We start from the raw sequence: 12,393 nt of genomic DNA on the forward strand, positions 1-12,393 counted from the left end.
TCATGGCTTATTTAAATATAGATAGTATTAAGGAACGTACTTTTGATGCCATAGTTATTGGCTCGGGTATGAGTGGTGGATGGGCTGCAAAAGAGTTTTCAGATAAAGGCTTAAAAACCCTGGTACTGGAGCGTGGCCGCGATGTAAAACATTTAAAAGATTATCCTACAACAAATTTATATCCCTGGGAATTTCCTCATCATGGTGTTGTGCCTGCTGCTGTACAGGAAGCAAACCCTATATTGAACCGCTGTTATGCTTTCGGCGAAGATTCAGCGCATTTTTTTGTGAAAGATAAGGAACACCCTTATGTGCAGGAAAAACCGTTCGATTGGATACGCGGGTATCAAACAGGTGGTAAATCACTGCTTTGGGCAAGGCAAACCCAGCGCTGGAGCGACTTTGATTATGAAGGCCCGGCACGTGATGGTTTCGCGGTAGACTGGCCAATTCGTTATAAAGATATTGCGCCGTGGTACAGTCATGTAGAGAAATTTGCAGGTATCTCCGGTAACAGGGACGGCATCCCTGAACTGCCCGATGGTGAGTTTTTACCGGCTTTCCCGCTTAACGCGGTCGAAAGCTATTTTAGCAAGCATGTTAAAGGTAAATATAAGAACAGGCACGTTATAAGCGCCCGTTGCGCGCACTTATCAAAACCAAATCAAATTCATCTTGACCAGGGCAGGGGCCAGTGCCAGGAGCGTACCCTGTGCCAGCGCGGTTGCCCGTTTGGCGGCTACTTTAGCGCTAACTCATCAACCATACCCTGGGCTTTAAAATCAGGCCACTGTACATTAAGGCCGTTCTCTGTTGTAGAATCTATCATCTATGACGAAAAATTGGGCAAAGCAACCGGTGTAAGGGTTATTGACAGTAATACAAAAGAAGCTATTGATTACTTTGCCGATGTTATTTTTGTTAACGCATCAGCTTTAAATACCAACCTGGTACTGCTAAATTCAACCTCAAACCGTTTCCCTAATGGTTTGGGTAATGATAGCGGCGTATTAGGTAAATATGTGGCGTTCCACAACTATTCTGCACGGATAAGTGCCGAGTGTGATGGTTTTACAGAATGGAAAACTGATGGCCGTAACCCTGCGGGTGGTGGTTATATTCCGCGTTTCAGGAATGTATACAAACAGGAAACAGATTTCTTACGCGGCTACGCGGCAGGTTTTAGCGCTTACCGCTGGGAGCAGAACAGTTCTGACGGTATTGGTCAGGATCTGAAAGACAATCTGGTAAAAAGGGAGTTGAGCGGCTGGCATGTAGGATCGCACATGATGGGCGAAACCATCCCTAAAGAAAGTAATTATGTTGCGCTTGATAAAACACTGAAAGACCAGTGGGGCATCCCGCAGTTAAAGATCTCTGTTGCATATGACAATAACGACGAGAAAATGCGTAAAGATTACTTTGAGCAAATGACAGAGATGTTCACCACAGCCGGTTTTAAAAACATTAAAACGCAGGAAGATCCGCGCAATCCGGGGCTTGATATTCATGAAATGGGTGGTGCGCGTATGGGTAACGATCCTAAAACATCGGTGCTTGATAAATGGAACCGCCTGCACGCCTGTAAAAACGTTTATGTTACTGATGGCGCTTGTATGACATCCACTTCGTGCCAAAATCCATCGCTTACTTATATGGCCTTAACCGCCCGCGCGGTTGACCATGCCGTAGGTGAAATGAAAAAAGGAAACGTGTAACCCCCTAACCCCCTGAAGGGGGAACAAAATAGTTCTTTACTCCCCCTTCAGGGGGATGGGGGGTGGATGTGTGTAAAAAACACAATGAAATAATATTTGTAAAATAATTTTTATTCCTACATTTAGCGAGGTAACCAATTACTAAAAAATTATAACGCTATACTAATATGTCTACAAACACTTATGACGCCATTGTCATTGGTTCAGGGATCTCAGGTGGCTGGGCTGCAAAAGAACTGACCGAAAAGGGCTTAAAAACCATTATGTTAGAGCGCGGTAGAGATATCGAGCACATTAAGGGTTATGTGAACGCGAATAAAGCGCCGTGGGAATTTCCGCACAGGGGTGGTCGTACGCAGCAAATGATTGAGGATTATCCGGTTTTAAAGCGTGATTATCCTTTAAACGAAACCAATCTTGACTACTGGACCAATGAAAAAGAAAGCCCTTACACCGAAGTAAAACGCTTCGACTGGTTCAGGGGTTATCATATGGGCGGCCGTTCGTTAATGTGGGGCAGGCAATCATACCGCTGGCATGAGACCGATTTTGAGGCAAACTTAAAAGACGGTATAGCTGTTGACTGGCCTATCCGTTATAAAGACCTTGAAAAATGGTATGGCTATGCAGAAAGATTTGCAGGTATATCTGGTAACCGCGATGGCGTTCCAATCCTTCCTGATGGCGATTTTATGCCGCCAATGGATATGAACGTTGTTGAAAAAGACGTTGCTAAACGTGTTAAAGAATATTACAAAGAAGCACGCCACATGATAATTGGCCGTACAGCTAATATCACTGTACCGCATAACAACCGTACAAATTGCCAGTATCGTAACAAATGCTGGTTAGGCTGTCCGTTTGGCGCGTACTTCAGTACGCAGTCAGCTACTTTACCGGCTGCGGTAGCAACAGGCAACTTAACCGTTCGCCCGTTCTCAATTGTAACCCGTATCCTTTATGATAAAAACACCAAGAAAGCTAAGGGTGTTGAGATAATTGATGCCGAAACCAACAAAACCTATGAATTCTATGCTAAAATAGTTTTCGTTAACGCATCGGCCATGAACAGTGCCTGGGTGTTAATGAATTCAGCTACTGATGTGTGGGAAGGTGGTTTGGGTAGCAGTAGCGGCGAGCTTGGCCATAACGTTATGGACCACCACTTAGGTGTTGGCGCAGGCGGCCGTGTTGAAGGCTATGAAGATAAATACTACTTTGGCCGCAGGGCTAATGGTATATACATACCTCGTTACCGTAACTTAAACGGCGAAAAACGCGATTACATTCGTGGTTTTGGTTACCAGGGTGGTGCAAGCCGCTCGGGCTGGAGCCGTGATATTGCCGAAATGAACATTGGCGCCGGCTTTAAAGATGCTTTATCAGAACCGGGATCATGGACAATGGGTATGGGCGGCTTTGGCGAAACATTGCCATATCATGAAAATAAGATCACACTTGATAAAACCAAGAAAGATAAATGGGGCCTTCCAATCCTGGCATTTGATGTTGAGTGTAAAGATAACGAGCGTAAAATGCGTATCGATATGATGAACGATGCTAAAGAAATGCTGGAAGCCGCAGGTGTTAAAGATGTAAAAACATACACTACAGAGCCGGTACTGGGCCGTGGTATCCATGAAATGGGTACAGCACGTATGGGTCGCGATCCTAAAACATCAGTACTGAACGAGTGGAACCAGGTTTGGGATGCTAAGAACGTATTTGTTACGGATGGTGCTGCCATGACCTCGGCTGCCTGCCAGAACCCGTCACTTACTTACATGGCGCTTACTGCCCGCGCAGCAGACCATGCGGTTTCAGAATTGAAAAAAGGAAACATTTAATACAAGTACATATAACTACCACAATGACTGACAAGAAAGATTCTTTAGGCACAAGCCCGTCAAGACGGGACTTTATCAAAACCAGCTCACTTGCTGCAGCCGGTTTTATGATCGTTCCCCGCTTTGTATTGGGCGGTAAAGGTTTTATAGCACCAAGCGATATGCTGAATGTAGCAGGTGTTGGTGCCGGCGGTAAAGGCCAAAGCGATATTGCCAACTTTGCAAAAAGCGGTAAAGCTAATATTGCCTTTTTATGTGATGTTGATGACCGCAGAGCTGCTAATTCAAGAGCTGCATTCCCTAAGGCAAAATATTATAAAGACTGGCGCGAAATGTATGATAAGGAACATAAGAACTTTGATGCTGTATCAGTTTCAACTCCTGATCATAACCACGCCATTATAACCTATCATGCAATGCAATTGGGTAAGCACGTATACGTGCAAAAACCATTGACACATGATATTTGGGAAGCGCGTTTATTAACCGAGGCTGCCAAAAAATATAAAGTAGTTACACAAATGGGTAACCAGGGAGCATCAAACGATGGTACCCGGTTATTATCTGAGTGGTACGATGCTAATCTGGTTGGTGACGTGCATACTGTTTACTGCTGGACAAACCGTCCGGTATGGCCGCAAGGGATTAAATGGCCTGATCCTCAGCCTAATATTCCTAAGGAATTAGATTGGGACCTTTGGTTAGGTACTGCTCCTAAAAAAGATTACGTAGATAAATTAGTGCCGTTTAACTGGCGCGGATGGTGGGATTACGGAACCGGCGCTTTAGGCGATATGGGCTGCCACCTGGTAGAAGCACCTTTCAGGGTATTGGGTATCCAGTATGCTAAAGATGTACAGGCAAGCGTAGGTAGTGTATATGTTGATGAGTTTAAAAAAGGCGTTTTCCCTGAAAGCTGCCCTCCATCAAGCCATATTACATTAACTTTCCCTAAAACAAATAAAACCAAAGGCGACGTTACCCTTCACTGGATGGATGGTGGTATACAGCCCGAAAGGCCACTTGAACTTGGCGCAAATGAAAAATGGGGTGGCGAAGAAGGAAACGGTACATTATTTATCGGTACAAAAGGTAAAATGTATGCCAGCACATATTCTGATGCAGCCACATTATTGCCAAAAGAACGCACAGCAAATGCTAACGCCCCTCAAAAGTACAAACGTGTACCCGGCGGCGCTAATGGCCACTATGCACAATGGGTGGAAGGTTGTTTGGCAGGTTACGGTAAAACAGAGCTGAGCTCGTCATTTGATAAAGCTGGTCCGCTTACCGAAGCATTGCTGATGGCAAACCTTGCAGTACGCGGTCACGAATTAAAAGGTGGTACTATTAAATTGAACTGGGATAACCAGGCGATGAAAGTTACCAACTTTGAAGATGTTAACCAATACATAAAACGCGAATACCGTACTGGGTTTGAGCTAAAAGCATAATTAATTAGTGACTGAGAATTCAATGATCACTAATTCACAAAATCACTAATTCAATAATTGATAAAATGAATAGAAGAGACGCGATAAGCAGAGTAGGTTTGTTACTTGGAGGTACCATAATTGGTGCGGAACTCTTTATATCAGGCTGTAAATCTAACAGCCCGGTTAATACTGAGGATCTGGCATCTCCGGAAACTACCGCTTTTTTAAATGAGGTAGGCGAAACCATTCTTCCTGAAACATCAACACCGGGTGCTAAGGCAGCTAATGTTGGCGGTTTTATGGCGATAATGGTGAAAGATTGTTACGCTCCTGCAGATCAAAAGATATTTAAGAAAGGTATTTCTGACCTGGACGAAGCAAGCAATAAAAAGTTCAACAAAAAGTTCATGGAGGCTGATGCCAAACAACGTACCGAATTGTTAACCGAGCTTGATAAAGAGCAAAAAGAATACTCAAAAACCAAAAAGCCTGAAGATGCCAACCACTACTTCACAATGATGAAGCAGTTAACCATTTTAGGATACTTTACATCAGAGGTTGGTGCTACCAAGGCATTACGCTACTTACCGGTACCCGGTAAATATGATGGGAACTATCCTTACAAAAAAGGTGACAGGGCCTGGGCGCTTTCATAAGAAAATAACAAGCCTTTCTGCTAATGGCAGAAAGGCTTTAGTTTTTAATCTAATTTTTATACTTTTAAAGTCTCCCTGCCAACCAATGGCTGGGCTTTAAAAGCATTTATCTATTTAAAATATGAGTAAACGAAAATTGCGCATGGGCATGATTGGCGGCGGTAAAGATGCCTTTATAGGGGCTATTCACCGTATTGCTGCTAATATGGACGGCCAGATTGAGCTGGTTTGCGGTGCCTTAAGCATGCATGCCGATATTGCACAGGAAAGCGGCAGGATCCTTTTTTTGCCCGAAGACAGAATTTACAACACTTACGATGAAATGTTTAAGGCCGAATCGCAAAAACCGGCTGATGAACGCATGGATTTTGTAACCATTGTTACACCAAATTTTGCCCACTTTGCCCCGGCAATGCAGGCATTGGAGAATGGCTTTAACGTAGTGGTTGAAAAACCCGTTACCTTTACCCTTGAAGAAGCACAGCAGCTAAAACAAAAGGTTGACGAAACCGGGCTGATGTTGCTGCTTACCCACACTTACGCGGGTTACCCTATGGTAAAAGAGGCTAAGCAAATAGTTAAAAGCGGTGCTTTAGGTAAGGTAAGAAAAATATATGTTGAGTATATACAAGGCTGGTTAAGCCGCTTATCAGAACGGGAAGGCAATGCGCAGGCATCATGGCGTACAGACCCAACAAAATCTGGTAAAAGCGGTTGCATGGGCGATATTGGTACACATGCCGCTCATTTAGCAGAATACATTAGCGGCTTAAAAATAACAGAACTTAACGCATCATTAAATATTGTTGTTGACGGCCGCATGCTTGATGATGACGGCGCGGTATTGCTTCGTTTTGAAGAGGGCGCAACCGGTACCTTAATAGCATCGCAAGTTGCAGCCGGCGAAGAGAACGCGTTGAAAATACGAGTTTACGGAGAGAACGGAAGCCTGGAGTGGGCACAAATGGAGCCCAATACACTCATTGTAAAATGGCTGGATAAACCGGCAGAGATATTAAGGGCAGGCAGCGGATATACCGACAGGTTATCAAGCTATGCTACTCATAACTGCCGTACACCGGGCGGGCACCCCGAGGGTTACCTGGAAGCTTTTGGCAACCTGTACCGCAACTTTGCTTTAACGCTTAGCGCTAAAATTGAAGGTGTAGAACCTAAAGAAGAATGGCTTGATTTCCCCGGCATTGATGACGGGATAAGGGGCATGGCATTTATTAATAATGTTGTTGCATCCAATCAAAGCAACGAAAAGTGGACCACTTATACCATCTAACAAATGACTACCATTAAAGGACCGGCAATATTTTTAGCTCAATTTATTGGCGATCAGGCGCCTTTTAACGATCTTAAATCTATCTGCCAATGGGCAGCAGGTTTGGGTTATAAAGGTGTGCAGATGCCAACTAATGACGCACGTTTTATCGACCTGCAAAAAGCTGCTGAAAGTAAAACCTATGCCGACGAAATAAAAGGTATTGTGAACGAAACCGGTTTAGAAATTACCGAGCTTTCAACACACTTACAGGGGCAGTTAGTAGCCGTTAACCCGGCTTATGATACGCTGTTTGATGCCTTCGCACCAGAGAAATTGCGCGGTAACCCGGCTGCAAGAACAGAGTGGGCTATACAGCAGTTACATTATGCGGCTAAAGCATCTCAAAACTTAGGGCTTAACGCGCACGTTACTTTTAGCGGCGCCTTAATATGGCATATGGTTTACCCATGGCCGCAGCGCCCCGCAGGCTTGGTTGATGCCGCGTTTACCGAGCTTGGCAAACGCTGGGAACCTATCCTGAATGTATTTGATGAGCATGGTATTGACCTTTGCTATGAGATACACCCGGGAGAGGACCTGCATGACGGCGTTACTTACGAAAGGTTTTTAGACAAAGTAAACAATCATAAAAGGGCATGTTTATTATATGATCCTTCACACTTTGTACTGCAGGCATTAGATTACCTGGAGTATATTGATATTTACCACGAACGCATTAAAATGTTCCACGTAAAAGATGCGGAGTTTAACCCTACGGGCAGGCAAGGCGTTTACGGCGGTTACTCCGACTGGATTGACCGTGCAGGCCGTTTCCGCTCATTAGGCGATGGACAGGTTGACTTTAAAGGCATTTTTAGCAAGCTTACCCAATACGATTACAAAGGCTGGGCAGTATTAGAATGGGAATGCGCGCTTAAGCACCCGGAAGATGGCGCACGCGAGGGGGCACAATTTATAAAAGATCATATCATTAGGGTTACAGAGCGTGCCTTTGATGATTTTGCAGCGTCAGGATCAGACGATTCATTTAACAAATCACTATTAGGAATATAAAAATAAGAACACCATGAGAAAGATATTCATCATTTTAGGTATCAGCTTAACAATTGCAGCATGTGGCGGCAGTAAACCAGGAGAAGCAGATGGCGGCAGCGAAGCTGATAGCGCAAGTGCGGCAAAACAAACCGCGGCAAACCGTCAGTCTGATGCGGCACAGGATACAGCAGTAAGCAACATAGGCACAACCAAAGCAGCGGGTACACCATCTGAAAAAGGCGCTGAACTAATGGCTAACAGCGATTGCAATACCTGCCATAATGAAAAAAGCAAGGTTATTGGGCCAGCATTGGTTGATATCGCTAAAAAATACAAACCGTCTGATGAAGAAATGCTGGCTAAAAAAGTTATAGCAGGTGGCAGTGGCAACTGGGGCACTGTACCAATGACAGCTCACCCACAGCTGTCTTTAGATGATGCAAAAACTATGGTAAGCTACATTTTATCAGTTAAATAATTTTAAAACAACCTAAAATTTAAACCAAAAACTAATTATGACTGTAACAACACGCGTCAAGTTATCAACCATGATGTTCCTGGAGTTTTTTATCTGGGGATCATGGTTTGTAACTATGGGAACGTATTTAGGTAAAACTTTAGGCGCAACCGGCGTACAAAACGGTAACGCTTATGCAACCCAATCATGGGGTGCCATTATCGCACCTTTTATAATTGGATTGATAGCCGATAGATTTTTCTCAGCCCAAAAGGTATTAGGTATTTTGCACTTAACAGGTGCGGCGTTGTTATATTATATAACCACTATTCCAAACTTCGACGGTTTTTTTCCTATCATTTTAGCTTACATGATCGTTTACATGCCAACACTGGCGCTGGTAAACTCGGTATCATTTAAGCAAATGACCAATCCAAGCAAGGAATTTCCGCCAATTAGGGTATTTGGTACCGCGGGATGGATAGTTGCAGGTTTTCTTATAGGCTGGTTAGGATGGGAGCAAAGTAACTCTTTGATCTTAACTTTTAAAATGGCAGCTATAGCCTCGTTAATATTAGGTTTAATGAGTTTTACATTACCTTCAACGCCTCCGGCTAAAAAGGGTCAAAAAACTTCATTGAGTGATATAATGGGCTTAGACTCGATAGGCTTATTAAAAAACAGATCATATTTAATATTCTTTTTGTCTTCAGTAGCTATTTGCATACCCCTGGCGTTTTATTACAATTTTACCAATCCTTTTTTAAATGAAATTGGTATGAAGGCTGCTGCTGGGAAACAAATTTTAGGACAAGCTTCAGAACTTGCCTTTATGGCGTTAATGCCTTTGTTCTTTGTACGCCTTGGTGTTAAAAAGATGTTGGCTGTAGGTATGATAGCCTGGGTATTACGTTATATATTCTTTGCCTATGGCGATACAGGTGCTAATTACTGGATGCTTATTGCAGGTATAGTAATGCATGGTATCTGTTATGATTTCTTCTTTGTAACCGGTCAGATCTATACTGATAACCTTGCAGGCGAGAAATTCAAAAGTGCTGCGCAAGGCTTTATTACACTGGCAACTTACGGTGTGGGTATGCTTATTGGGTCATACATATCAGGCCCTATTGTTGATAAATTCAAGGTGTCTGAAACCAGTCACAACTGGACAACCATTTGGTTAATACCCGCAGGTATAGCGGCATTTGTATTTTTAGTGTTTGTGATATTCTTTACAGATAAGAATCAGATACAAACTAAACCCGGTTTAGATATTGAAGAACCACAAGGACGCTTAGAAGTATAATTATGGCTACAAACGAAAACAGAAGATCGGTTATAAAGAACTTACTGGCCGGTACCGCGGCACTAGGTGCATCTGGCATGTTGTCATCTTTTAAAGCAGAAGAAAAGGAAGCGATGGTTGAAAAGCTAAAGGGTAACATAAACCATGCGGTATGCCGCTGGTGTTACAATGATATTTCCGTTGATGTATTATGTGCGGCAGCTAAAGACATAGGTATTAAAGGTATTGACCTGGTTGGCCCTGCTGATTGGCCTACGCTGAAAAAGTACGGCCTCTATTCGTCAATGTGTAATGGTGCCGAAATTAACCTTACAGATGGTTTTGGCGATAAACAGTTTCATGAAAAGCTGCAAAAGAACTATACCGAAATGATACCGCTGGTTGCAAAGGCAGGTTATAAAAACCTTATTTGCTTTAGCGGCAGCCGCCGGGGGAAAACAAACGAAGAAGGCTGGGACAATTGCGTTGAAGGTTTAAAGCCATTAGTAAAACTGGCCGAAAAACACAACGTTGTTTTGGTAATGGAACTGCTTAACAGTAAAATTGACCATAAAGATTACCAGGCAGACCGTACCTCATGGGGTGCAGAACTGGCTAAAAGGCTTGGGTCAGAAAACTTTAAGTTGCTTTATGATATTTATCACATGCAGATAGATGAGGGCGATGTTATCCGTAATATAAGACAGTATCACCAATACATTGCGCATTACCATACAGGTGGCGTACCCGGCCGTAACGAGATAGATGAATCACAGGAACTGTTTTACCCTGCAATAATGCGCGCCATAATTGAAGTTGGGCATAAAGGTTTTGTAGCACAGGAGTTTATTCCCAAGCAAAAAGATAAATTAGCATCGTTACGCAAGGCGGTTCAAATATGTGATGTTTAAACCATTGGATGATTAATGCATCCAACCATTGATATAAACCAATATACTACATGACAACCAGAAGAACGTTTTTAACGCAGGCAGGCTTAGCGGCTGCCGGCATGGTGCTTGCACCAAATTTACTTTCGGCAAAAAGCCCAAATGGAGTTGGGCTTCAACTATACAGCTTACGCGATCAGCTACCAAAAGATCCTAAAGGCGTTATTGCCAAAGTAGCACTGGCAGGGTATAAAGAAGTAGAAACCTTTGGATACTCAAAGCAAGGTGGTTTTTGGGGGTTAAGCGCCAAAGAATTTAGCGGCCTGTTAAAATCGCATGGCTTAAAAACACCAAGCGGCCATTACGGTTTAGATGAGTTTTTTGGAACCGGCAAAATGGATCAGTTTGATAGCTATATTGAGTCGGCTTTGGCAACAGGGCAAACTTATATTATAGTACCATCATTAAACCACAACCTTATTAAAACAGCCGCAGATTTTAAAACCATTGCAGATAAGTTAAATAAAGCAGCCGAGGTTTTGAAAACACATGGCCTAAAGTTGGGTTACCATAACCATAATTTTGAGTGGAAAGAAACTGAAGGAACTACTTTCTATGATACCATCCTAAACCATACAGACCCTAAACTGGTAAATATGGAAATGGACATTTATTGGGTAGTACGTGCAGGCAAAAACCCGGTTGATATATTTAAAAAGCATCCGGGCCGCTTTACATTTGTGCATGTAAAAGATATGGACAAAACCAATAACGAACTAAATACCGAGATTGGCACCGGCACAATTGACTTTAAAACCATATTAGGGCAGGCTAAACTGGCCGGCATTAAACATTTTATTGTTGAGCAGGAAAATTTCACCAATATTGATCCATACAAAAGCATTGCCCAAAGCAGCGCATATCTTAAAAACAAGCTGTACTTATAATACAGCACCAATTAAATTATAAATATGAAACATAAACTTATTTTAACCGCTTTGCTATCAGGGAGTTTTTTTATGGCAAACGCGCAGCAAAACGGCAAACCGGAAGATACCGAAAAATGGGAACCCGTTCCTAAAGTAGTTACCGCAGGTAAAGTACCCAGCGATGCACCGTCTGATGCTGTAATATTGTTTGATGGCAAAAGCGGACTTGACCAATGGGTTGACGTAGCATCTGGCAACGCTGCAAAATGGGATGTTAAAGGTGATGTATTAACCGTGAATAAATCCACAGGTAATATTCAAACAAAAAAATCTTTTGGAAACTACCAGTTACACATTGAGTGGAAAGTGCCTGCAAATATTACAGGTACAGGCCAGGGTCGTGGTAACAGCGGTGTATTCCTGGCATCACTTGGTAAAGGCGATGCGGGTTACGAGTTACAGGTTTTAGATTCATACAACAACAAAACCTATGTTAATGGTATGGCTGGCAGTATTTACAAACAGCTTATCCCGTTAGCTAACCCAACTAAGCCACCGGGCACATGGAATGTTTATGATGTTATCTGGACAGCTCCAACTTTTGATGGCGATAAGGTTAAAACACCTGCCCGTGTTACCGTTTTATTTAATGGCGTACTGGTTGAGAACAATGTTGAATTGCTTGGCCCTACACAATACATTGGTACACCGGCCTATAGGGCGGCGCATGGCCCGGCACCTATTAAACTACAGGCACATGGCGATAAAAGCGAACCGCTGAGTTTCCGTAACATTTGGGTTAGGGAATTATAATATTAAAATTCTTTATTGAATGAAAAGCCT

The 12,393-nt window shown here is 43.0% G+C and carries 11 protein-coding genes; all 11 read left to right on the plus strand.

Going from position 1 to position 12,393, the window contains the following annotated elements; all coding sequences use genetic code 11:
• Positions 1-2 precede the first annotated feature (2 nt).
• The 11 genes from WC743_RS21935 (at position 3) to WC743_RS21985 (ending at position 12,363) form a co-directional block, all read left to right on the plus strand.
• Entirely contained in the window at positions 3-1,718 is a 1,716-nt protein-coding gene (locus WC743_RS21935) for a GMC oxidoreductase (protein ID WP_373015604.1), read from the plus strand.
• 167 nt (positions 1,719-1,885) lie between these two features.
• Positions 1,886-3,565, plus strand: a complete 1,680-nt coding sequence (locus tag WC743_RS21940) for a GMC oxidoreductase (protein WP_373015606.1) — start codon at positions 1,886-1,888, stop codon at positions 3,563-3,565.
• A 23-nt stretch (positions 3,566-3,588) separates the two neighbouring features.
• On the plus strand, positions 3,589-5,019 hold the full coding sequence (locus tag WC743_RS21945) for a Gfo/Idh/MocA family protein (protein ID WP_373015608.1): 1,431 nt from the start codon (positions 3,589-3,591) through the stop codon (positions 5,017-5,019).
• 65 nt (positions 5,020-5,084) lie between these two features.
• Positions 5,085-5,657 (plus strand): gluconate 2-dehydrogenase subunit 3 family protein, encoded by a 573-nt coding sequence (locus WC743_RS21950; RefSeq protein ID WP_373015610.1) that lies wholly within the window; start codon positions 5,085-5,087, stop codon positions 5,655-5,657.
• A gap of 121 nt (positions 5,658-5,778) precedes the next feature.
• A complete protein-coding gene (locus WC743_RS21955; protein WP_373015612.1) occupies positions 5,779-6,948 on the plus strand; it encodes a Gfo/Idh/MocA family protein in 1,170 nt (389 codons plus the stop codon).
• Between the two features lie 3 nt (positions 6,949-6,951).
• Positions 6,952-8,004, plus strand: coding sequence for a sugar phosphate isomerase/epimerase family protein (locus WC743_RS21960; protein WP_373015613.1), 1,053 nt, complete (start codon positions 6,952-6,954; stop codon positions 8,002-8,004).
• 13 nt (positions 8,005-8,017) lie between these two features.
• Positions 8,018-8,464 carry a c-type cytochrome gene (locus WC743_RS21965; RefSeq protein ID WP_373015615.1) on the plus strand — a complete coding sequence of 149 codons (447 nt, stop codon included), beginning with the start codon at positions 8,018-8,020 and terminating at the stop codon, positions 8,462-8,464.
• Between the two features lie 37 nt (positions 8,465-8,501).
• Positions 8,502-9,752 carry a nucleoside permease gene (locus WC743_RS21970; protein WP_373015617.1) on the plus strand — a complete coding sequence of 417 codons (1,251 nt, stop codon included), beginning with the start codon at positions 8,502-8,504 and terminating at the stop codon, positions 9,750-9,752.
• A 2-nt stretch (positions 9,753-9,754) separates the two neighbouring features.
• On the plus strand, positions 9,755-10,642 hold the full coding sequence (locus WC743_RS21975) for a hydroxypyruvate isomerase family protein (RefSeq protein WP_373015619.1): 888 nt from the start codon (positions 9,755-9,757) through the stop codon (positions 10,640-10,642).
• A 50-nt stretch (positions 10,643-10,692) separates the two neighbouring features.
• On the plus strand, positions 10,693-11,568 hold the full coding sequence (locus tag WC743_RS21980) for a sugar phosphate isomerase/epimerase family protein (RefSeq protein WP_373015621.1): 876 nt from the start codon (positions 10,693-10,695) through the stop codon (positions 11,566-11,568).
• 24 nt (positions 11,569-11,592) lie between these two features.
• On the plus strand, positions 11,593-12,363 hold the full coding sequence (locus tag WC743_RS21985; protein WP_373015623.1) for a DUF1080 domain-containing protein: 771 nt from the start codon (positions 11,593-11,595) through the stop codon (positions 12,361-12,363).
• Positions 12,364-12,393: the final 30 nt, after the last annotated feature.

Origin of the sequence: Mucilaginibacter sp., from assembly GCF_041660805.1 — a bacterium.
Classification (GTDB): domain Bacteria; phylum Bacteroidota; class Bacteroidia; order Sphingobacteriales; family Sphingobacteriaceae; genus Mucilaginibacter.

Coding starts and splice junctions, on each gene's coding strand:
- WC743_RS21980 (WP_373015621.1), top strand. CDS start 10,693: ATGACAACCAGAAGAACGTTTTTAACGCAGGCAGGCTTAGCGGCTGCC.
- WC743_RS21950 (WP_373015610.1), top strand. CDS start 5,085: ATGAATAGAAGAGACGCGATAAGCAGAGTAGGTTTGTTACTTGGAGGT.
- WC743_RS21945 (WP_373015608.1), top strand. CDS start 3,589: ATGACTGACAAGAAAGATTCTTTAGGCACAAGCCCGTCAAGACGGGAC.
- WC743_RS21935 (WP_373015604.1), top strand. CDS start 3: ATGGCTTATTTAAATATAGATAGTATTAAGGAACGTACTTTTGATGCC.
- WC743_RS21940 (WP_373015606.1), top strand. CDS start 1,886: ATGTCTACAAACACTTATGACGCCATTGTCATTGGTTCAGGGATCTCA.
- WC743_RS21985 (WP_373015623.1), top strand. CDS start 11,593: ATGAAACATAAACTTATTTTAACCGCTTTGCTATCAGGGAGTTTTTTT.
- WC743_RS21960 (WP_373015613.1), top strand. CDS start 6,952: ATGACTACCATTAAAGGACCGGCAATATTTTTAGCTCAATTTATTGGC.
- WC743_RS21965 (WP_373015615.1), top strand. CDS start 8,018: ATGAGAAAGATATTCATCATTTTAGGTATCAGCTTAACAATTGCAGCA.
- WC743_RS21975 (WP_373015619.1), top strand. CDS start 9,755: ATGGCTACAAACGAAAACAGAAGATCGGTTATAAAGAACTTACTGGCC.
- WC743_RS21955 (WP_373015612.1), top strand. CDS start 5,779: ATGAGTAAACGAAAATTGCGCATGGGCATGATTGGCGGCGGTAAAGAT.
- WC743_RS21970 (WP_373015617.1), top strand. CDS start 8,502: ATGACTGTAACAACACGCGTCAAGTTATCAACCATGATGTTCCTGGAG.